This window comes from Pseudonocardia yunnanensis, from assembly GCF_039534065.1.
Classification (GTDB): Bacteria; Actinomycetota; Actinomycetes; order Mycobacteriales; family Pseudonocardiaceae; genus Pseudonocardia; species Pseudonocardia yunnanensis.
Window position 1 is genome coordinate 1 of the sequence record NZ_BAAAUS010000052.1, and the last position, 20781, is coordinate 20781.

Here is a 20781-nt window from a genome sequence, read left to right on the forward strand (position 1 = left end):
CCACCGAGGCCGTCATCGCCGACAAGCCGGAGAAGAACCCGGCCCCGGCCGGCGGCGACCCGTCGGGCGGCATGGGCGGCATGGACTTCTGAGTCCGTCCCACCCCGCAGTACCCGCACGTCACGCAGGGGCGGCACCCGATTCCGGGTGCCGCCCCTGCGGCGTTCTGCACGAGCTCAGAGCAGCGTGATCGCCCCGAAGAAGAGCAACGGCACCAGGTAGCCGAGCGAGCAGATGCCCAGCCGGGCAGCGACCTCTGCCCGGGTGGCGGCCCGCTTGCCCCAGATTCCGAAGACAACGGGCACGAGCAGCGTCGCGAGAGAGGCCGCGACGAGGAACACACCGACCGCAGCACACCGGTCCGCCGCTGAACTCGTGCCCGAGTCGTAGCACAGGGCGAACAGCGAACCTGCCACGACGCCGAAGAAGGCGGTCAGCAGGGAGAGCGGGATCATCAGGGCCAAGGCGATCCCGTACAGGAAACCGCCCCGGGGAGCCGGTGCGGTGGTCTCGTCCATGATCCGACTGTAGGAGCCGCGACCCGGCCCCGGCTTCGCGGCGATCACGGGCAGCTGTTCCCGAGCGAACGGATCAACGTCCCCGGCGCCTGGTAGCCGGACATATGGACGAGACCACCGCTGAACCCCCCGGCAACCAGCGCCACCCCCGTAGCAATCCCCCTGGGGGGCGCTGGTGCGGTGGCCTCGTCCACGTCCACAAAGCTAGTGAGCACGACCGCCCCCCGGCGCCGGGGAAACTACGGGGATCAGCCAGTAGATCTACGGAACCGCGCCCGCGCCCGGCGCGCCGGGCCACGGTGAACGAACGGCACGACCGTCCAGTAGGTCCGCACAACCGGCCCGCTCGTCCACCAGTCGAGCCGGCCAAGCAGCACCCACCCCTGTACGAGCGGCCCACCCGTTTATCCGAGGGGCCACCCCGTGCGGACCGGGTTCGGCGGGCTCGACCCGGACAGCCGGCACGGCGCGGTCGCGCCGCCGTGGACGAGCGGCACGACCGTCCAATAAGTCCGCGCGAACGGGCCACCCGTCCATCAGACGAGCCGGCCCAGTAGCACCCACCCTGTACGAGCGGCACGGCTGCCCGATAAGTCCGCGCGAACGGGCCACTCGTCCACACGGCGGGCCAGTCCAAGGGAACCCCGCCCGCTCGCGGCGCGCCCGACCTTGAACGGACGGCGCTCTTGCCCAACAGGCTTGCATGTACGGACCGCTCGTCCACGTAGCAGCACCCGCGCGGTGGGCACCCTGGCACCGCGCCCCGAATCAACGGCACTCTCGGTCCAACGGGTCCGCGCGAACGGCCCGCTCGTCCACGCAGCGACCCGGCCCGGCGGGCCCCTGCGCACCGGGACCGGGCCCCCGGCCCGGCGACACCCGCTTGAACGAGCGGCGCGCTCGTCCAATAGGTCCGCACAACCGGCCCGCTCGTCCACCAATCGCCCTCCCACCCCCGCCCCACCCGTGAACGAGCGGCACGGCCGTCCAGTAGGGCCGCACCACCGGCCCGCTCGTCCCCCAGGCCGGCCGGCCTCTTACCAGACCTCCATATGGCGGTGGTCTTGACTCCGTCCGGCGGGCCGGGTCATGCTGGAAAGCGGTTACCAAGCCTGTCCGGAAAGCGCATCCCCGAATTTCCGCGCTTTTCCGTCACGCCGTACATGGAGGTACATCGTGATCAGACGTGGTACGGGACGCGGTCGGCTCGGTCTGGGCCTGGCGGCCGCGGTGGTGCTGGGGTTGGCCGGGTGCGGCGCGCCGGGGGCGCAGCAAGCAGGCGGGGCCGACGAGGTGGTCACGCCCGTGCGGCCGACCAGTCCGATCGCCCTCACCCTGCTCGACGGCGCGGGCAACGTCACCGTCAACCGGGTGATCTACGACAACTTCGCGAAGGCGCACCCCGAGCTGGTCTCGAGTATCAACTACCAATCCGCGCCGGCCCCCGACGTCGCGGGCAAGGTGCGGGCCCAGCAGATCGCGGGCACGGTGGACATCTCGGTGGTCGTCGGCGGCACCGACGTGATGGGCGCCGCCCGCACCGAGAACCTCATGATGCCGCTGCTGCCCGACTACGCCTCGAGCCTTCCCGACCTCTCGCAGGTGTTCGACGCGAGCGGCACCGAACTTCAGGAGATGGCCGGCGGATTCGGCATCGTCAACCGGTACAACCCGGCGGGTCCGCTGCTCGCCTACCACCCCGACCAGGTGGCCCAGCCGCCCACCACGCCGGACGCGCTGCTGGCATGGGCGCGGGAGAACCCGGGCCGGTTCACCTACGCGCAACCACCGAACTCGGGCCCCGGCCGGACGTTCATGATGTCGCTGCCCTACATGCTCGGCGACAGCGATCCGTCCGACCCGGAGAACGGCTGGAGCAAGACCTGGGCCTACCTCCGCGAGCTGGGCAAGTACGTCAGCTCCTACCCGCCGAGCTCGACGATCATGAACCAGCAGTTCGGCTCGGGGCAGCTGCAGGTGATCCCGACGATCGTCTCGATGGACATCAACAGCCGCCGGGACGGCACGTGGGCGCCGACAGCGCAGGTGGGGCTCTTCGCCGACCAGAAGTGGATCACCGACGCCCACTACATGATGGTGCCGAAGGGCGTCTCGCCCGAGACGCTCTACGTGGCGCTCGAGCTGATGAAGTGGACGTTGCAGCCCGACCAGCAGGCGCTGACCTACGCCACCGGCTCGCTCACCACGGCGAACAAGAACGTCACGCCGGCCGACGCCACTCCGGACGGCCGGGCGCTGCTCCAGCAGTGGGGCAGGCCGGACTTCTACCCGCAGGCCCTGACGAGCGGGGAGACCCACGCACCGCTCGCGCCCGAGAAGCAGGTGCAGGCGTTCGAGATCTGGCAGCGGGAGGTCGGCAGCCATGTCGGCAACTGACCGCCTGCCGGCGGCCGGTTTCGGCTCCCTGCAGATGCGTCAGGTGTCGCGCTGGTACGGGAAGACGGCGGCACTGACCGACCTCGACCTCGAGCTCGCCCGCGGCGAGTTCGTGGCGCTGCTCGGCCCGTCCGGCTGCGGCAAGTCCACGGCGCTCGCCTGCCTCGCGGGCCTGCAACCGCTCACCACCGGCTCCATCTGGCGCGACGACAAGCGCATCGACTCCCTGCCGGCCGACAAGCGCGGGTTCGGGATGGTGTTCCAGAGCTACGCGCTGTTCCCGCATCTCACCGTGGCGCGCAACGTCGAGTTCGGGCTCTCGATGCGGAAGGTGCCCCGCGCGGAGCGGCGCAGGCGGGCCCAGGCCGCGCTCGACCTCGTGCAGCTCGCCGACCACGCAGGCAAGCTCCCGTCACAGCTGTCGGGCGGCCAGCAGCAGCGTGTGGCGATCGCCCGCGCGCTCGCGATCGACCCGGAGATCGTGCTCATGGACGAGCCGCTCTCCAACCTGGACGCCGCGCTGCGCATCGAGACGCGCACCGAGATCAAGCGGCTCTACCAGGAGCGCGAGCTGTCGGTCCTCTACGTCACCCACGACCAGGAGGAAGCACTGTCGCTCGCCACCCGGCTCGTGGTGCTGCGCGGCGGGAGGCTGGAGCAGAGCGGGACGCCCGAGCAGGTCTACACGCAGCCGGCCAGCGCGTACGTCGCGGGCTTCATGGGCTACCGCAACATGATCACGGCGCGTGTCGAGCAGGTGGAGAGCGATCCGCGACAGGTCAGCGTCGTCGCAGGCGACCTGCGGCTGCGCGGCACGGCCGACACAGCTGCTGGGCTGCGGGCCGGCTCCGACGTGGTGGTCGCGGTGCGGCCCGAGGACATCGTGCTCGGCCGGGCCGGGGTGAACGACGTCGCCGCGCTCGCAGAGGTGGTCGAGTACCACGGGCGCGAGCTGGCCGTCCGCGCTCGGACGGAGCAGGGCGTGGTGTTGCACTTCCGCACCGAGAAGCCGGTGGCGGCAGGCGCGCGCGTCACGCTCGGCGCCTCCGAGGAGCGGGTGCTCGTCTTCCCCGCCGAGCGGACGGCGGAGGTGTGCGATGACGCTCACGGCTGAGCCGGACTCCCGGGCCACCATGCCGTCGGCCCGGCCGCCGCAGCCGCTGCGGCACCGTCTCGCGGAGCGCGGGGTCGACTGGACTCTGCTGCTGATCCTGCCCGCCGTGCTGATCATCGCGGCGCTGTTCCTCTACCCGTTCGGCTACGGCCTCTCGATCTCCTTCCAGCCGCTGCGCGGTAGCGACCCCTTCGCCAACTACACCGACTTTTTCGGCGACCCCTACCTGCGCGACTCCATTTGGAAGACGCTGCGGCTGGCCGTGCCGGTGGCCGTCCTGAGCGTTGCGGCCGCCGCACCGCTGGCGTTCCGGATGCGCCGCGAGTTCCCCGGCCGCCGCTTCGTGACGCTCGTGGTTCTGTTGCCGCTGACGTTCGGTTCCGTGCTCATCGCGCAGGGGATGGCCCAGGTCTTTTCGCCGACCGGGTGGATCAACCTGCTGCTGGGCTCGCTCGGGATCCCCGAGCAGCAGTTCATCTACAACTACACGGGCACGTTCATCGCCACGCTGCTCGTGAGCATCCCGTTCGCGTTCGTGATGCTCATGGGCTTCTTCGGCGGGATCGACCGCTCCATCGAGGACGCCGCGGCCACCCTCGGCGCGGGCCGGGCCGCGCGGTTCTGGCGGATCATCATGCCGCTGGCCACCCCGGGCCTCGTCACGGCGTTCACGTTGTGCCTGGTGGAGGCGTTCGCCGTGTTCCCCTCGGCGATCCTGGTCGGCCAGCCCGACAACGCCACCCACGTGCTCACGCTGCCGATCTACCAGGCGGCCTCCCAGCGCTCGGACTACCCGGCGGCCGCGGCCATCGCGGTGGTCATGACCGTGCTGGAGCTGGTGATCCTCGGTGTCCTGATGCTCCTGCGCAACCGGCTCTACCGGGGCCCGGCGAGCGGGGGCAAGGGATGACCACCCTCGATCTGCCGGCGACCGCGCCGCCCGCCCGGCCCCGCCGCGAACCGCCCACGCTCACCGCCGTCATCACGTGGGTGGCCGCCGGGTGCTTCGTTGCCGTGATCCTCGGGGTGCTGGCATCGGTCGTCGTCCAGTCGTTCTCGACGACGTGGCGGGGCGGCTGGTGGCCCGACGGTCTCACCGCCACCTGGTACGGCAGAGCCTGGTCGAGCACCGGCATGTCGCAGGCACTGGTCAACACGGCACAGGCCGGGATCGCCGTGGTCGTGATCGCGCTGCTCGCAGGCGTGCCGGCCGGCTACCTGCTCGCCCGCCGTGCATTCCCCGGCCGCTCGGTGGTCATGCTGCTGATGCTGCTGCCGATCATCCTTCCGCCGATGACGTACGCGGTGCAGCTCGCGGCGCTCATGTACCGAGTCGGGCTCGGGGGATCGATGACGGCGGTGGTGCTCGTGAACCTCGTGCCGACACTCCCGCTCGTCGTGCTGATCATGGTGCCGTTCGTCGAGCAGATCTCGCCGGACGTGGAGAACGCCGCGCGGGTGTTCGGGGCCAACAACTGGCGGCTGTTCACGCGGGTGCTGATCCCGTTGCTCCTGCCCGGGATGCTGGCGGCCGGGATCCTCGTGCTCGTCCGCACGCTCGGCGCGTTCGAGCTCACGTTCTTCGTCTCCGGCGCCGACACCCAGACGCTGGTCGTCGCGCTGTTCGGCGCGATCTCCGACCCCGGCGGCGTCCCCATCTCGCTCACGGCGGCAATGGCGGTGACGTACATGCTCGTCGCCGTGCTCGGCCTCGCCATCAGCCTCCGCTTCGTCACTCCGTCCCAGGCCATCCGCCAGCGGCACCGCTGAATCGCAGGGAAACAACCCGAGGAGTTCGTGCACATGCCAGACGGCAGGAAGCAGTACCGGGTCGCCATCGTGGGTACGGGCGCCATCGCAGGCGGCCGCCACATCCCGGCCATCCAGGCGCAGGGCGGCCGCGCGAAGGTCGTGGCGGTGGTCGACGTGGACGGCGACCGCGCGGCGGCCTTCGCCGCCGAGTGGGGTGTGGAGCACAGCTACACCGACCTCGACACGATGCTCGCGGCCGACCGGCCCGACCTGGCGATCATCTGCACCCCGCCCTCCGTCCATCACGACGGCGTGCAGGCCTGCCTGCGTGCGGGCGCCTGGGTGTGGTGCGAGAAGCCACCGGTGCTCTCCCTGGCCGAGTACGACGACCTCATGACGGACGAGCGGGACGGCGGCCCGTACGTCGGGTACGTGTTCCAGCACCGCTTCGGCTCCGCGGCCCGCACGCTGCGCGAGCACATCGCGGCAGGTGCCCTGGGGCGCCCGCTCGTCGGCATCTGCCACACGCTCTGGTACCGCGACGACGCCTACTACGAGGTGCCGTGGCGCGGGAAATGGGAGACCGAAGGCGGCGGCCCCACGATGGGCCACGGGATCCACCAGATGGATCTCATGCTGTCGTTGCTCGGCGACTGGCGCGAGATCCGCGCGATGATGGGCACGCTCGACCGCCGGATCGCCACCGAGGACGTCTCGCTCGCCGCGGTGTCGTTCGAGTCCGGTGCGCTGGTGTCGGTCGTCAACAGCGTCCTGTCTCCGCGAGAGGTCAGCTACCTGCGCTTCGACTTCTCCGAGGCCACGGTCGAGGTCTCGCATCTCTACGGTTACGACAACTCGCACTGGACCTGGACGCCCCTGCGCGGTGTCGCCGAGGAGCGGGCAGCCGGGTGGCTCCCCACCACGGACGTGCGCAGCTCCCACAATGTGCAGCTCGCCGAGTTCCTCGACTCGATGGACCGCGCGGAGCGACCGGCAGTCAGCGGCGCCGACGGGCGGCGCAGCCTGGAGCTCATCACGGGCCTGTACCAGTCGGCGATCACCGGTAGCCCGGTCAACCGGGCCGAGCTGGAGCCGGGCAACCCCTTCTACACACAGCTCGACGGCGGCGGGCGCTACTCGGCAGGCGTCACGGCGGGGGTGACCCGATGACCGCGCTGACCGTCACGCACGAGCACGGCATGCGGATCGGCGTCGCGGTCGGCGAGGTCGAGATCGCGAGCTACGTCTACGGGCCCGGGGTGGCCGCCTTCGAGGCGCCCAAGCCCTACATGCACCCGATGCGCACGCTGTCCGGCGCGCTCGTCTCGGCGTACCGCCCGCACGATCACCGCTGGCACAAGGGCGCGCAGATGACCTGGTCGCACGTGTCGGGGCAGAACTTCTGGGGCGGCAACACCTACGTGCACGGGCGCGGCTACGTGCCGCTCGACAACGTCGGCGCGATGCGGCACGACGGGTTCGACATCATCGACCTGACCGGCGACGAGCTCACGCTGCGCGAGACGCTCACCTGGGTGGCCTCGACGGGCGAGCGCTGGGTGGCCGAGACCCGCACGCTGCGCTGGCACGGCGTCGACGTGGAACGCGGTATCTGGGCGCTCGACTTCGCCACGCAGCTGCGCAACATCCGCGGCGAGGAGCTGGAGCTGGGCAGCCCCACCACCCATGGGCGGCCGAACGCCGGCTACACGGGGTTCTTCTGGCGCGGCCCCCGGGGCTTCACCGGCGGTGAGATCGTCACGGCCGGCGGTGGTGGCGGGCCCGAGATCATGGGCACCAGCGACTCCCCGTGGCTCGCCTACACCGGGAAGAACGACGACGTCGACGGCGGCTCAACGCTGCTCGTCCTCGCCGGGTCGACCAGCCACGGGACGATCACCTGGTTCGTCCGCAACGACCCGTTCCCCGCGGTGAACCCCTCGCCCGCCTTCGACAAGGAGATCACGCTCGCCGACGGCGAGACGCTCGCACTCCAGCACCGTCTGGTGGTCGGCGACCGGATCTGGACGCGCGAGGAGATCGAAGGCCTCGCCGCGGAGCACGCCCTGTGAGCGGCGGCCTTCCTGAGTTCCCGGGCGCGGTGGGGATCAGCGCGCTGCGCGTCTACCCGTGGGAAGCGGCCGACGGGCTGTGCGGGGGCTCGCCGCACATGCATCTGTGCTGCTCCGAGTGCTACATCGTGGTCGGGGGCAGCGGCAGGCTGCAGACGCTCACCGCGAGCGGCTTCACCGAGTCGCCGTTGCGGCCAGGGGACGTCGTCTGGTTCACCCCCGGCACGATCCACCGCGCGGTGAACGACGGCGACCTGAACGTCGTGGCGCTCATGCAGAACAGCGGGCTGCCGGAGGCGGGCGACGCGGTGCTCACGTTCCCTCCTGCCCACCTCACCGACCGGGCCACCTACGAGCGCGCGAGGTCGCTGGCCGACGCGGGCCGGGAGGCGTCGCCGGAACGCGCGCGAGCCAGGCGTGACCTGGCGATCGAGGGATTCGCCGAACTCACCCGGCGCACGGCCGCGGGGGACGGGACCGCGCTGGAGGAGTTCTACGCATCCGCTGCGGCGCTGGTCCGGCCCCAGCTCGAGGAGTGGCGGGCGCGCTGGACGGAGGGAGCGGCCTCGGCGAGTGGACGAACAGATGAACAGTTGGCCGCGTTGGCAGGCGGCGACCACTCCCACCTGAGGGACGCCGCCGTGGCACGGATCGAGCAGCCTCCGCCGACCACCCTGGGGATGTGCGGCTACCTCTCTCCCTACGATCCGGTGCGGATGGCGGCCGCCGTGCCCGTCGAGGTGGCGCGCTGACCCGCACGCCATCTACTCCAGCAGGGGGAATGCGCTTTCCTATCATGTGGTGACCGGTACGCTCTGCGAACAGAGATCTCGGGCCGCCCGGCACAGGCCGCCGGCGCATTCCCCGCGCGAACCGCCAAATCCGTGGTCCGGCCCCGATGTCGCAGTGCAGGAGGCAGGCCATGAGCGACCGCGGCACCAACGCGTCGGTCACGCTTCTCGATGTCGCCCGCGCCGCCGGGGTTTCCCTGGCCACCGCGTCGCGCGCGCTCAACGGCAGCACCCGCAGGGTCCGTCCCGACCTGCGCGAACGAGTTCTGGAGGCGGCCGAGGCCCTGCAGTACTCGGCCAACGCGCAGGCCCAGGCGATGGCGCGGGGCCACACCAACCTCGTCGGGCTGGTGATCGGCGACGTCGGCGATCCCTACTTCTCCTCGATCGCCGCCGGCGCCATCAGGGCGGCCGAGGGCCACCAGCTCGTCGTCACGATGGCCTGCACGTTCGGCCGGGAGGAACGCGAGATCGACTACGTCGCGGCACTCCGCAGCCAGCGGGCGCGCGCCGTGATCGTTGTGGGAAGCCGCGTGTACGACCGTGAGCTGACCGAGCGACTGGGCGCCGAGGTCCGCTCGTTCGAGCAGTCCGGCGGCCGCGTCGCGTTCATCAGCCAGCGCAAGATCGCCGCCGACACGGTCGTCCTGGAGAACCGCGCGGGAGCCCGGGCGCTCGCCGAGACACTGTGCGCCCGCGGCTACCGCCGCTTCGCCATACTCGCCGGCCGTGCCGACCTGTTGACCGCGCGCGACCGCTGCGCCGGTTTCCGCGAGGGCGCCGCCCGCTGCGGGGTGCAGATCGGCCAGGACGTCACCGCACACGGCGGGTTCACGCGCGACGGCGGCTACGCCGCGATGGTCGACGTCCTCGACCGCGGCCTCGACGTGGACTGCGTCTTCGCTGTCAACGACGTGATGGCGCTCGGCGCGATGGCAGCGCTTCGCGACCGCGGGATCGCGGTGCCGTCGGCGATGGCCGTGGCCGGGTTCGACGACATCGTCACGCTGCGGGACGCCACCCCGGCCCTGACCACCGTGCGGTTGCCGCTCGAGGACCTCGGCGCGTGGGCGCTGGACCTGGTGCTCGGGCCGGCCGCCGACCAGCCCCGGATCCGCCGGGTGCGCGGAGAGGTGATCCTGCGCGAGAGCACACCCGAGCGCGTCCCGGTCTCGTGAGCCCCTGAACAGCGCCCCGGGGATCTCAGGGCACGTCGGTCTCGGGTGCGATCAGCCACACCGCGGCGTAGACCACCACCGGCACTCCCGCACCGATCACGGTGAGCGCCACCATGCCGACACGGATCAGTGCCGCGTCCACATTGAGGCTCTCGGCAAGACCGCCGCACACGCCGGCGAGCATCCGGTCGGTGCGGCTGCGGCGCAGGCGGAACGCCGGACGCGGGGCCCGCGGGGGCTCCGCGAGGGGCGGCTGCCCCACGAACGGCGGCTGCTCGGCGAAGGGAGGCTGGTCGGCGTCGGGGGTGGTTCGGGCGGTGGCCGGGTCGGTGATCTGCTCCATGGCTTCGAGCCTGCCGCCACGACCGGTTCCCCGCCTCGGGGAACGCACCGGATTCCGACCCTGAACCCTGCCCTGAGCCCGCTCGGGGCCGGCGGTGGCCCGCCCACCCCGATACGTCGCAGAACGACATATCCGCTGCGCGTTCTTTGTCGATTTTCCGGAGGCCGCCCGCGGGTCCTGAAGATCGGCCCCGTCCTATCAGGCGTGCTAGCGTCCACGCTGGGACCTGTCGCCGTAACCAGATCGAAGTCGCCGGCCCGATTGCCATCTCGACGGCGCAATCCACCGCTCCGACCAGGGGGTCATCCATCGTGATCGTGGAAGAACGGCGCAGGCCACCGGTCCCGGCCGGCGGCTTTCGGAATTCGTTCTTTCCTCATTCGGAACGGCCTGGAGCGACGGATCAACCAGCCGGCTGATGACCATAAGCGTGCAGGCACGACAAAAGCGAACCAGGCCCTGTAGACACTTCCGGGTCGGTCCGGCCCGAAAACCACATCCGATACCGGCGACACGAGGAGAACGACCGTGACCACCACGACGACGAAGGCCGTGGCCCTGCTCGGCACCGGCATCATGGGTGCCGGCATGGCGAGGAACATCGCCCGGTCCGGGCTCGCCCTCACGGTGTGGAACCGCGACGCGAAGAAGGCACGCCCGCTCGCCGACGACGGCGCAACCGTGGCCGACGACCCGGCCTCCGCGGTGGCCGGGGCGGACGTCATCGTCACCATGCTCTTCGACGCCGCGTCCGTGGAATCGGTGATGGAGCAGGCGTTGCCGTCCGCCGCGAAGGGGGCGATCTGGGTGCAGTCGAGCACCGTGGGGCTCGACGGCGCGCTGCGCCTGGCCGAGATCGCCGACCAGGCCGGTGTCGACTACATCGACGCCCCGGTGCTGGGCACCCGTCAGCCCGCCGAGGAGGGCAAGCTCCTCGTGCTGGCCGGAGGGCCTGAGCACCTCCGCGAGGCCGTGACGCCGGTGCTCGACGCCGTCGGCTCCCGCACCATGTGGGTCGGCCCCCGGCCCGGCGACGGCCACCGGCTCAAGCTCGTGGCGAACTCGTGGGTGCTGAGCGTCATGGGGGGCACCGCACAGGCCGTCGGGCTCGCCGAAGGGCTCGGCGTCGACCCTCAGCAGTTCCTCGACACCATCGCGGGCGGAGGCCTGGACTGCGGATACGCCCAGCTCAAGGGCCGCGCGATGATGTCAGGGGACTACTCCACCTCGTTCACCACCGCCGGTGCCGCCAAGGACGCCTCGCTCATCGCCGACGCGCTCCGCGGAGTGGGCGCCGAGGACAACCTGATGCGCGCGCTGCAGCACCAGTTCACGGCGGCTGCCGAGGCCGGCCACGCCGAGGACGACATGGCGTCGGTGGTGGAGGCGGTGCGCCACCCGCGATCGTCCTGACGCGACGGTTCTACGGCTCAGCCGACGTCCGGCACGGCGGGCCCGAGGAGATCGTCGGCGTCGACGATGCGGTAGGCGTAGCCCTGCTCCGCGAGGAACCGCTGCCGGTGGGCGGCGTAGTCGGTGTCGAGGGTGTCGCGTGAGACCACCGAGTAGAAGTGGGCCTGCCGGCCGTCGCCCTTCGGCCGGAGCAACCGGCCGAGCCGCTGGGCCTCCTCCTGCCGGGAGCCGAACGTGCCCGACACCTGCACGGCCACGCTGGCCTCGGGCAGGTCGATCGAGAAGTTGGCCACCTTGCTCACCACGAGCACAGGCAGCTCGCCCCGGCGGAACGAGTCGAACAGCGCCTCACGCTCCTTGTTGCGCGTGGAGCCCTGGATGACGGGGGCACCCAGCACGCCGCCGAGCTCGTCGAGCTGATCGAGGTACGCGCCGATCACGAGCGCGGGCTCGCCGGGATGCTTGTCGAGGATCGCCTTGACGACGTTCACCTTGGTGTGGGCGGTGGAGGCCGTCTTGTAGCGCTCCTCGGCATCGGCCACGGCGTAGCCCATCCGCTCCGCCTCGGTGAGCGTGACCCGTACCTCCACACAGTCGGCGGGAGCGATCCAGCCCTGCTGCTCGATGTCGCGCCATGGCGCGTCGTAGCGCTTCGGGCCGATCAGTGAGAAGACGTCGCCCTCACGCCCGTCCTCACGGACGAGCGTGGCGGTGAGCCCGAGCCTGCGCCGGGACTGCAGGTCGGCGGTCATCCGGAAGACCGGCGCGGGGAGCAGGTGCACCTCGTCGTAGATGACGAGGCCCCAGTCGCGCGAGTCGAACAGCTCGAGGTGCCTGTACTCGCCCTTGGTCTTGCGGGTGATCACCTGGTAGGTGGCGATCGTGACCGGGCGGATCTCCTTGCGCTCGCCGGAGTACTCGCCGATCTCCTCCTCGGTGAGCGAGGTGCGCGCGATGAGCTCCCGCTTCCACTGTCGTCCCGACACGGTGTTGGTGACGAGGATCAGCGTCGTGGCCTTCGCCTGCGCCATCGCGGCCGCACCGACCAGCGTCTTTCCCGCGCCGCACGGCAGCACCACCACTCCGGAGCCGCCCGCCCAGAAGCCCTCGACGGCGTCGCGCTGGTAGTCGCGCAGCGTCCAGCCGTTCTCGGCCAGCTCGATGGGGTGCGCCTCCCCGTCGACGTAGCCCGCGAGGTCCTCCGCAGGCCAGCCGATCTTCAGCAGCGCCTGCTTGAGGTGCCCGCGCTCGGACGGGTGCACGAGCACCGTGTCGTCGTCGATGCGGGCGCCGAGCAACGGGGAGATCTTCTTCTGCCGGAGCACCTCCTCCAGCACCGCCCGGTCCAGCGCGACCATGACCAGCCCGTGCACGGGGGAGTTCGTGAGCTGCAGGCGCCCGTACCGGCCCATCGTGTCGACGACGTCGACGAGCATCGGCTGCGGCACGGCGTAGCGCGAGAAGCGGACGAGCGCGTCGACCACCTGCTCGGCGTCGTGGCCCGCGGCGCGCGCGTTCCACAGCGCCAGCGGGGTGACCCGGTAGGTGTGGACGTGCTCGGGCGCGCGCTCCAGCTCCGCGAAGGGTGCGATCGCCGAGCGCGCCTCCGCGGCGGCCGGATGGTCGACCTCGAGCAGCAGCGTCTTGTCGGATTGGACGATGAGCGGCCCGTCGGTCATACCTGTGGTACTCCTCATGAAATCCGGCCCATGGCTGGGCCGGACCGGATCAACGGTGGGTGGTGGGCGACTGATCTGATCGGGGGAACGCCACCCGCCCGGCCTCGGAGAAAGGGTCGGCGTCTACTTCGGTTATGCTGTGCCGGCTCTGTCCGAAAGTGCACGTGTGCCACCGCGATCGTACCGGGTCCTGGCGGTCATCGCCCTTCCCCAGAGGGCGCGTGTCGGAGCCGGCGGAGCGCGCATGATGCGGGCCGGAACACCCGACCAGCCCGCCCCCAACATGAAGGCGCGACGGATCGACCCGATGCTCATAGCAATGCTCCCCGGGCCTGTGACCCGCTCCCGGCCACCCACCGCCCCTGGACTGCAGCTCAGCTGGTCCGGGCTCGCGGCCGATCATCAGCGCGTGCCAGAGTTCACCCGATCTGCGCAGGCAAGCGTCAGGGGGACGTTGACGTGACCAGCACCGAGACCGGACCAACGTGGTCCGAGCGGTTCAACCCGCGTAACTGGACGCTGGCCTGGAAGCTGGTGATCGTCTGTCTCATACCGGCCTTGCTGGCGTTGGCCCTGGGTGTCCTCCGGGTGTCCGACCAGGCCAGCCAGGCCGCTGAGCTGGGCCGCAGCAGCCGGCTCCTCGAGGTGGCGCAGCAGGTCTCCACCACTGCCGACGCCCTGCGCGCCGAGCGTCACTCCTCCACGCTGTTCGCCGCGGGCAACCGCACGGACAACCGTGCCGCGCTCGAGGACGGGTTCCGCCAGACCGACACCGAGATCGACCAGATGCTCGCGGGTGTCCACGGCACGAGCGAGCTCGAGGTCACCACTCGCAGCGCCCTCCAGAAGACCGAGCGCGAGCTGCAGACTCTCGCTCCCCTGCGCACCGACGCCGCGCAGAACGTCGCCGTCGACTTCGACCAGATCAACTCCCGCTACACCGCGGTGATCGACAGTGTCGACATCCTCGGCCGGGCCCTGCTGCGGCAGCTGAGCACGCCCGGCATCGGCGGGCTGCCCGACGCCCTCACCGCCGTCATGAACATCACGGAGCAGCTGGCCGCTCAGCACACGGAGCTGGGCGCGGCCATCAAGACCCGCACGCTCCGGCCGCAAGACGCCGAGGCGGCCACGGCCGCCGACAGCCAGCTCACGGCTGCCGCTCGCGAGTACTCCTCAGCACTCACCCTGGGTGTCGTCGGTAACCCCCTCGACGAGACGGCCAACACGCAGCGCGAGAACCTGAAGGCGGCGATCCTCGGCACCGCCCCCAACAGGACGATCCAGGTCCGCGCAGACGCGTGGGACGCCGCCTATGTCGACGCGGATGCCGCGGCCGACCGCGCCTCCACCCGTATCCGCAAGGCACTGTCCGCCTCCAGCGCGGCGGCCGAGGAGCGGGCGAGCAACGAGGCCGGTCTCAACTCGGTGATCCTGATGCTCGGCCTGCTGATCGGTGCCACGATCGCGGTGCTGGTCGCCCGGGCCCTGCTCCGGTCGCTGCAGATCCTGCGCACCACCGCACTCGACGTCGCCGAGCGGCGGCTGCCGCAGGCGGTCGAGGGCATGCGTGCCGGCGAGACACCCGACGTGGAAGTCGACCCGGTGCCACTGGGCGGCCGCGACGAGGTGGCCCAGGTGGCCCGCGCGTTCGACGCGGTCCACGGCCAGGCGGTCCGCCTGGCGGCCGAGCAGGCGGCACTGCAGTCCAACGTCAGCGCGATGTTCGTCAACCTCTCCCGCCGCAGTCAGGCGCTCGTCGAGCGCCAGCTGCAGCTCATCGAGCAGCTGGAGAGCAACGAGCAGGACCCGGACCAGCTGTCCAACCTGTTCCAGCTCGACCACCTCGCCACCCGTATGCGGCGAAACAGCGAGAACCTGCTGGTTCTCGCGGGCACCGACCTCGCCAAGCGCAACATCGCGCCGATCCCGATGGTCGACGTGCTGCGCGCCGCGGTGTCCGAGGTCGAGCAGTACCAGCGCATCGTCGTGCAGGCCCCGCCGTCGGTCACGGTCGTCGGCCGTGCGGCGTCCGACCTCGTCCACCTGCTGGCCGAGCTGCTGGACAACGCCACGAGCTTCTCCCCGCCCGACTCGCAGGTGGTCATGAGCACCGCCCGCACGGGCGACGGCTCGATCGTCGTCGAGATCGCCGACCGCGGCGTCGGCATGGTCGACCACGAGCTCAACGACGCCAACCAGCGACTCAGCGGTCCCGCCGGCGTCGACGTCTCGGCGTCCCGGCGCATGGGCCTGTTCGTGGTCGGTCGCCTGGGCGCCCGCCACGGCATCAGCGTGCGGCTCAGCACCTCGTCCGCGGGCGGTCCCGGTGCGGGCCTCACGGCCTCGGTCACCGTGCCCGGCTACCTCATCCCCTCCTCCAACGAGCCGGCTGAGACCCACCGTCCGGCCGCCGCGGTTCCCACCCGCACCAACACGCTCACGGCGCAGCGTCCGGGCACCAACGGCACGGTTCGTCCGGGGTCGCTCTCGGCGCTGGTCGCGGGCACCGACGGACCGGCCAACCCGGCCGGTGTCTTCGACGCCCCGGCCGGCCACGACGGGCAGTTGTTCGCCCCGCAGCCGCCGCCGGTCAACGGCTCGCTCGGAAAGCTGCCCACCAGGCGGCCCGGGCAGTCGGTGCGTCCCGACGGGCCGAACCCGCCCCCGCCGTCCAACAACCGGCCAGACCCTGCAGAGCAAGCCGCAGCCGACCAGGCCAAGGCGGAGCAGCAGCAGATGCAGCTGCAGAGGGCCCGGGAGCTGGCAGCGAAGGCTGCCGCCGACGCCGCGAAGATCGCCGAGCAACAGCAGCAACGGCGGGAGCAGCAACGCTCCTCCCAGCAGCCGCCCGGCTCGCATAACACGGGGTCCTACCGCAACGGTGTGCAGCCCGACTCCGCTCGTTCGTTGTGGGGCTCCACCAGCGAGACGGCCTCGCTCAACGGGTACAGGCCCAGTGAGCCCGCCACCTCCAACGGCAGCTCGCAGACCGGCATCTCGCAGCCCTCACGCTCCGACGATTCCGGATCGACCAGCCGCCAGCAGGCCGCCACGAGCGGTGAGCAGAAGGCCACGGCTGAATCGGGCAACGACCAGGAGCCGAAGTCGGGCGAGGACAACACGCCCGGCGAGAGCGCGTCCGCGCCGCCGACCGGTTCCTTCCCTGCCGACACGATGTTCAGCAGTGAGGCCCAGCCACAGCGGGGCACGCCCACCCAGGTGCCGCCCTCGCCGCTCACGATGCCGATGCCCATCCTCGGTCGCAGCAACCCGCTGCCGCCGCCCCGGCCCACCAACCCGCGGCCCGAGCAGCAGCAGTCCACTCCGCGACCGTTCCCGCAGAGCACAGGGCAACGTGGCCAGCAACCCGCCCAGCACGCTCAGTCCGCTCAGTCCGGGGCTCAGGCAGCCCAGCAGGCTCAGGCGGCTCAGCAGGCACAGCAGGCACAGCAGGCACAGCAGGCACAGGCTGAGGCGGCTCAGGCCGCGGCCGCGCAAACGCCCAGCGAGACGGCACACGAGGCGGACGAGCTGTTCGCGCCGAGTGTTCCGGTGATCGCAGAGCCGGCACCCGCGGCGGCGAGCTCTCGCAAGGCCGAGGAGTTCGACCTCAGCGAGACCACGCCGATCTTCGAGGAGATCGCCTCGGCGTGGTTCCGCTCGAACCGGCCGATCCCGGTGAACTGGCAGACGGAGCAGGGCGGTGCAGGGCGGCCGTCGCAGCAGCGCGGCTTCCGTCCGCAGGCGCCGCACCCGCTGGCGGCGCCCGCTCCGGCACCGCACCCGCTGGCGGCGCCCGCTCCGGCACCGGCTCCCACACCGCCCCCGGCGGCAACAACGCCGCCGCCGGCTCCGGCCCCCAAGCCCGTTGCGCCGCCGGCACCCACTCCGCCACCGCCCCCGCCGCCGGCTCCCACCCCGCCTCCGGCTCCTGCGCCCACTCCGGCACCTGCTCCCGCGCCTGCTCCGACCCCGGCACCTGCACCTGCACCATCGGTGTCGGCTCGCCAGGCCCGTCCGGTCACGGAGAAGCCGGCCACGCCGGAGCCCGCTGCTCCCGCATCCGCGTCCGCGTCCGACCAGGAGTTCGCGAGCCTCGCGGACGAGGGCTGGCGAGCGGCGAGCAGCGTGGTGGCCGAACAGGCCGACGAGATAACGGCTGCCGGACTGCCGAAGCGCCGCCCACGGGCGCGGCTCGTTCCGGGTAGCGCAGGATCTGCGGTGCTGGCACCTCCGGTCTCCTCAGCGCGTAGCGCGGAGACGGTCCGGGGCCGGCTCGCCAGTTACCAGCACGGCGTCCGTCAAGGCCGCGAGAGCCGATTGCGCGGCGGCGGCGGGGCAGACCCGGGTTCAGAGGCCAACGGTGGTACTAAGCCCACCAACGCTGGTGTCAATCACGACGAGGAGTCTTCATGACGGCGCCACAGACGCAGCCGAGCCGCTTCGGGTGGCTGGTCACCAACTTCGCTGAGCGCGTGCCGGGTGTCGCCCACGCGATCGTGGTGTCGGCCGACGGACTGCTGCTCACGGCGTCCGACCGGCTGCCCCGCGACCGTGCCGACCAGCTTGCTGCTGTGTCGTCCGGGCTGGTCAGCCTCACGCAGGGTGCGGCCCGCTGCTTCGACGCCGGCGGCGTCGTGCAGACGGTCGTCGAGATGGACCGCGGGATCGTCCTGCTCATGTCCATCAGCGACGGCTCGTGCCTCGCCGTGCTGGCCTCGCCCAGCTGCGACATCGGCCTCATCGGCTACGAGATGACGTTGCTCGTCGACCGCGTCGGCCAGCTGCTCACCCCCGAGCTGCGCGCCGAGCTTCAGGGCTCCTTCGGCGGGTTCTGAAGCACCAGCACGACCACCAGGTACGACCCCCGGTTCGCAAATGATCGGTAGGAAGGCAGGTGAGTCCGATGACCTCCGGTCCCGACGACGAGCGCCGGCAATCCTCGGAGCCAACTTTCGCCGACGTCATGAACGGCTTCAGTTTCGACTCTCGCCGTTCGCCGCGCCGCCGAAAGTGGGGGCGCCGGCGAGGCGCCGACGTCGAGCTGAACGACGACGTCCCTGCCGAAGCGGAGCAACCGGGGGGCGATACGACCCCGCCGCGCCCACAGGTCCGGCCAGGACCACCGACGGCTCCGATCGACTTCCGCAACCTCGAGGCGGAGGAGATCAACTTGGGGATGGGCGCAGCGGCGGTTCGGCCTTACGCCTGGACCCGTGGTCGAACCAAGGCCAGCATCGAGCTGGCCATCGAGACTCTCGTGTCCACCAGCCAGCGTGGCCGGGATCAGATAGGCCTGTTGCAGGTCGAGCACCGAGCCGTGGCGGAGCTGTGTGAACAGGTTCGCTCGGTCGCCGAGGTCGCCGCGCTCATGTCGCTCCCGCTCGGGGTCGCCCGGGTGCTGCTCAGCGACATGGCAGGCCTCGGAATGGTGACCGTGCACCAGACCGCGAGCAGCGCCGGCAACATGCCGGACCTCGCTCTGATGGAAAGGGTGTTGAGTGGACTCCGTCGGCTCTAGTTACCCAACTGACGGGTCGCCCCCTCGCTCAGCGTCGGCGTTGACCAGTCAGTCGGGGGGATTCGGACAGCAGATGATCGCCACTGCGGCGACAATTTCGGCCAAGATCGTGGTAGCCGGTGGCTTCGGCGTCGGCAAGACCACCTTCGTCGGCTCGGTCTCGGAGATCGTTCCGCTGACCACAGAGGCCGTCATGACCGAGGCCAGCGCCGAGGTCGACGATCTCGCGGCCACTCCCAACAAGGTCACCACCACGGTGGCCATGGACTTCGGCCGCGTCTCGCTCGACTCGGAGCTGATCCTCTATCTGTTCGGCACCCCGGGCCAGCACCGGTTCTGGTTCATGTGGGACGATCTCGTGCGCGGTGCGATCGGCGCCGTCGTGCTGGTCGACACCCGCAGGCTGGCCGACTCCTTCGCGGCGATCGACTTCTTCGAGGACCGCGGGCTGCCCTACGTCGTCGGCCTGAACTGCTTCGACGGGCTGCTGCAGCACCGCATCGAAGACGTTCGGGAGGCCATGTCGATCGACCCGTCGATCCCGATCGTCAGCTGTGACGCCCGCATCCGGCAGTCCACCAAGCAGACGCTCATCGCGCTGGTGGAGCACGCGATGCAGCACCGGATGACCGCCGGCGCCCGCTGACCCATCGGCAGACACTCCGGCGCCCCGGCGCTCTGCCCGGTTCCGCCCGCTGAGAAGTGGGCCACACCGGGGAGACGCGCCGGGGCGCTGTGGTTGTACTGGGTTCGGGGGGGGTACCGCGCTGGTACCACGAGTTCGGTACTGCTGGGGGCAGCGTGCACGAGGAACCGTTCAGGCTCGGCCGTGAGTTCTTCCAGGACCCGCACGCGACGTACCGGGAGCTCCTGACCGAGGGGCGCGTCCGCTACGCCTCGCTCTCCCCCGCCTTCGGCTTCTGGCTCGTCACCCGCTATGCCGATGCCAAGGCGCTCCTGTCGGACCCGCGACTGAGCAAGGACAGCGCCCGGGCGAAGGAGCTCTTCGCGGAGGGCGCAGGCCGGGTATACGGGTTGGATCTCTTCGCTCACATGCTCCAGACCGACCCGCCGGACCACACCCGTCTGCGCAGGCTCGTGAACAAGGCGTTCACGAACCGTGCTGTGGCCGGGCTGCGTCCCCGGATCGAGCAGATCACCGACGGGCTCGTCGACGGCCTCGCGGCGGTCGGCCGGGCCGACCTGATCGAGTCGTTCGCCTCCCCGCTGCCGATCGCGGTGATCTGCGAGATTCTCGGTGTTCCGGCCGAAGACCACGACCAGTTCCGGTCGTGGGTCGTCCCCCTCGTCACGGCAGCCTCCCCCGACGACGTGCGGACCGCCGACGAGCAGATGAGGGCCTACCTCACCGCCCTCATCGCGGAGAAGAGATCTGAACCGACGAAGGACCTGCTCTCCGACCTCGTGCACGTGTCGGACCAGGGCGACCAGCTGAACGGACCCGAGCTGTTGTCGATGGCGTTCCTGCTCCTCGTCGCGGGCTACGAGACGACCGTCAACCTGATCGGCAACGGACTGCTCGCCCTGCTGCGCCATCCCGACCAGCTGGCGGCTCTGCGGTCCGACCCGTCCCTGCTGCCGGAGGCGGTCGAGGAGTTCCTGCGCTACGACGGCTCCCTCAACCTCGCAACCTTGCGGTTCACCACCGAGCCGGTACGCGTGGATGAGGTCGAGATCCCCGAAGGAGAGTTCGTCCTGATCTCCTTCCTCGGCGCGAACCGCGATCCGCGGCAGTTCCCCGACCCGGACCGCTTCGACATCACGCGCGGCACCGGCGGCGGGCACCTGGCCTTCGGCCACGGCATCCACTACTGCGTGGGTGCACCTCTGGCCCGGTTGGAGGCACAGGTCGCCATCGGGCGGCTGTTGGAGAGATTCGGCACGATCGAGCTCGACGGTGATCCGGCCGATCTCCGGTGGCGCAGGAGCCCCGTCATGCACGGACTCGAGAGGCTGCCGATCCGCGTCGGCGCCTGACC

At 70.9% G+C, this 20781-nt stretch carries 17 protein-coding genes; 14 read left to right on the plus strand and 3 right to left on the minus strand.

Annotation, left to right across the window (positions count from 1 at the left end; all coding sequences use genetic code 11):
• Nucleotides 1–176 precede the first annotated feature (176 nt).
• Nucleotides 177–518: a hypothetical protein gene (locus ABD743_RS37935; RefSeq protein ID WP_344728447.1), complete on the minus strand. Its 342-nt coding sequence runs from the start codon at nucleotides 516–518 to the stop codon at nucleotides 177–179.
• Between the two features lie 1176 nt (nucleotides 519–1694).
• Here ABD743_RS37935 and ABD743_RS37940 point away from each other — a divergent pair.
• The 8 genes from ABD743_RS37940 (at nucleotide 1695) to ABD743_RS37975 (ending at nucleotide 9822) form a co-directional block, all read left to right on the plus strand.
• On the plus strand, nucleotides 1695–2915 hold the full coding sequence (locus ABD743_RS37940) for an extracellular solute-binding protein (RefSeq protein ID WP_344728449.1): 1221 nt from the start codon (nucleotides 1695–1697) through the stop codon (nucleotides 2913–2915).
• Nucleotides 2902–4029 (plus strand): ABC transporter ATP-binding protein, encoded by a 1128-nt coding sequence (locus ABD743_RS37945; RefSeq protein WP_344728451.1) that lies wholly within the window; start codon nucleotides 2902–2904, stop codon nucleotides 4027–4029. Before ABD743_RS37940 ends, ABD743_RS37945 begins: the two co-directional genes overlap by 14 nt.
• The gene (locus ABD743_RS37950; protein WP_344728453.1) at nucleotides 4013–4939 is read left to right on the plus strand and encodes an ABC transporter permease; all 927 of its coding nucleotides are present in this window, start codon (nucleotides 4013–4015) and stop codon (nucleotides 4937–4939) included. The genes ABD743_RS37945 and ABD743_RS37950 overlap by 17 nt, the downstream gene beginning before the upstream one ends.
• Entirely contained in the window at nucleotides 4936–5799 is an 864-nt protein-coding gene (locus ABD743_RS37955) for an ABC transporter permease (protein WP_344728455.1), read from the plus strand. The genes ABD743_RS37950 and ABD743_RS37955 overlap by 4 nt, the downstream gene beginning before the upstream one ends.
• 33 nt (nucleotides 5800–5832) lie before the next feature.
• Complete coding sequence (locus ABD743_RS37960) at nucleotides 5833–6951, plus strand: Gfo/Idh/MocA family protein (RefSeq protein WP_344728457.1); 1119 nt, start codon at nucleotides 5833–5835, stop codon at nucleotides 6949–6951.
• Nucleotides 6948–7853, plus strand: a complete 906-nt coding sequence (locus ABD743_RS37965) for a DUF6807 domain-containing protein (protein ID WP_344728459.1) — start codon at nucleotides 6948–6950, stop codon at nucleotides 7851–7853. The genes ABD743_RS37960 and ABD743_RS37965 overlap by 4 nt, the downstream gene beginning before the upstream one ends.
• Complete coding sequence (locus tag ABD743_RS37970) at nucleotides 7850–8605, plus strand: cupin domain-containing protein (RefSeq protein ID WP_344728461.1); 756 nt, start codon at nucleotides 7850–7852, stop codon at nucleotides 8603–8605. The genes ABD743_RS37965 and ABD743_RS37970 overlap by 4 nt, the downstream gene beginning before the upstream one ends.
• A gap of 170 nt (nucleotides 8606–8775) precedes the next feature.
• On the plus strand, nucleotides 8776–9822 hold the full coding sequence (locus ABD743_RS37975; protein WP_344728463.1) for a LacI family DNA-binding transcriptional regulator: 1047 nt from the start codon (nucleotides 8776–8778) through the stop codon (nucleotides 9820–9822).
• A 25-nt stretch (nucleotides 9823–9847) separates the two neighbouring features.
• Here the strand turns inward: ABD743_RS37975 and ABD743_RS37980 are convergent, their stop codons facing one another.
• Nucleotides 9848–10165, minus strand: a complete 318-nt coding sequence (locus ABD743_RS37980) for a PspC domain-containing protein (protein WP_344728465.1) — start codon at nucleotides 10163–10165, stop codon at nucleotides 9848–9850.
• A gap of 528 nt (nucleotides 10166–10693) precedes the next feature.
• Between ABD743_RS37980 and ABD743_RS37985 the strand changes: the two genes are divergently transcribed.
• Nucleotides 10694–11578 carry an NAD(P)-dependent oxidoreductase gene (locus ABD743_RS37985; RefSeq protein WP_344728467.1) on the plus strand — a complete coding sequence of 295 codons (885 nt, stop codon included), beginning with the start codon at nucleotides 10694–10696 and terminating at the stop codon, nucleotides 11576–11578.
• A gap of 17 nt (nucleotides 11579–11595) precedes the next feature.
• Here the strand turns inward: ABD743_RS37985 and ABD743_RS37990 are convergent, their stop codons facing one another.
• Entirely contained in the window at nucleotides 11596–13257 is a 1662-nt protein-coding gene (locus ABD743_RS37990; protein ID WP_344728469.1) for a DNA repair helicase XPB, read from the minus strand.
• Nucleotides 13258–13716: 459 nt separating this feature from the next.
• On the opposite strand from ABD743_RS37990, the gene ABD743_RS37995 reads away from it, so the two are divergent.
• The 5 genes from ABD743_RS37995 (at nucleotide 13717) to ABD743_RS38015 (ending at nucleotide 20779) form a co-directional block, all read left to right on the plus strand.
• Nucleotides 13717–17676 (plus strand): nitrate- and nitrite sensing domain-containing protein, encoded by a 3960-nt coding sequence (locus ABD743_RS37995; protein WP_344728471.1) that lies wholly within the window; start codon nucleotides 13717–13719, stop codon nucleotides 17674–17676.
• Nucleotides 17673–18098, plus strand: coding sequence for a roadblock/LC7 domain-containing protein (locus ABD743_RS38000; RefSeq protein ID WP_169397043.1), 426 nt, complete (start codon nucleotides 17673–17675; stop codon nucleotides 18096–18098). The genes ABD743_RS37995 and ABD743_RS38000 overlap by 4 nt, the downstream gene beginning before the upstream one ends.
• Nucleotides 18099–18166: 68 nt before the next feature.
• Nucleotides 18167–18781 (plus strand): DUF742 domain-containing protein, encoded by a 615-nt coding sequence (locus ABD743_RS38005; protein ID WP_344728473.1) that lies wholly within the window; start codon nucleotides 18167–18169, stop codon nucleotides 18779–18781.
• 73 nt (nucleotides 18782–18854) lie between these two features.
• Nucleotides 18855–19427 carry a GTP-binding protein gene (locus tag ABD743_RS38010; protein ID WP_241037077.1) on the plus strand — a complete coding sequence of 191 codons (573 nt, stop codon included), beginning with the start codon at nucleotides 18855–18857 and terminating at the stop codon, nucleotides 19425–19427.
• 155 nt (nucleotides 19428–19582) lie between these two features.
• Nucleotides 19583–20779: a cytochrome P450 family protein gene (locus ABD743_RS38015; protein ID WP_344728475.1), complete on the plus strand. Its 1197-nt coding sequence runs from the start codon at nucleotides 19583–19585 to the stop codon at nucleotides 20777–20779.
• The last annotated feature ends 2 nt before the right edge of the window (nucleotides 20780–20781 follow it).

Bases quoted from the DNA above. Each gene is read 5' to 3' on its own strand.
- ABD743_RS37935 (WP_344728447.1), bottom strand. From the start codon at position 518: ATGGACGAGACCACCGCACCGGCTCCCCGGGGCGGTTTCCTGTACGGG.
- ABD743_RS37945 (WP_344728451.1), top strand. From the start codon at position 2,902: ATGTCGGCAACTGACCGCCTGCCGGCGGCCGGTTTCGGCTCCCTGCAG.
- ABD743_RS37950 (WP_344728453.1), top strand. From the start codon at position 4,013: ATGACGCTCACGGCTGAGCCGGACTCCCGGGCCACCATGCCGTCGGCC.
- ABD743_RS37955 (WP_344728455.1), top strand. From the start codon at position 4,936: ATGACCACCCTCGATCTGCCGGCGACCGCGCCGCCCGCCCGGCCCCGC.
- ABD743_RS37960 (WP_344728457.1), top strand. From the start codon at position 5,833: ATGCCAGACGGCAGGAAGCAGTACCGGGTCGCCATCGTGGGTACGGGC.
- ABD743_RS37965 (WP_344728459.1), top strand. From the start codon at position 6,948: ATGACCGCGCTGACCGTCACGCACGAGCACGGCATGCGGATCGGCGTC.
- ABD743_RS37975 (WP_344728463.1), top strand. From the start codon at position 8,776: ATGAGCGACCGCGGCACCAACGCGTCGGTCACGCTTCTCGATGTCGCC.
- ABD743_RS37980 (WP_344728465.1), bottom strand. From the start codon at position 10,165: ATGGAGCAGATCACCGACCCGGCCACCGCCCGAACCACCCCCGACGCC.
- ABD743_RS37990 (WP_344728469.1), bottom strand. From the start codon at position 13,257: ATGACCGACGGGCCGCTCATCGTCCAATCCGACAAGACGCTGCTGCTC.
- ABD743_RS38000 (WP_169397043.1), top strand. From the start codon at position 17,673: ATGACGGCGCCACAGACGCAGCCGAGCCGCTTCGGGTGGCTGGTCACC.
- ABD743_RS38005 (WP_344728473.1), top strand. From the start codon at position 18,167: ATGACCTCCGGTCCCGACGACGAGCGCCGGCAATCCTCGGAGCCAACT.
- ABD743_RS38010 (WP_241037077.1), top strand. From the start codon at position 18,855: ATGATCGCCACTGCGGCGACAATTTCGGCCAAGATCGTGGTAGCCGGT.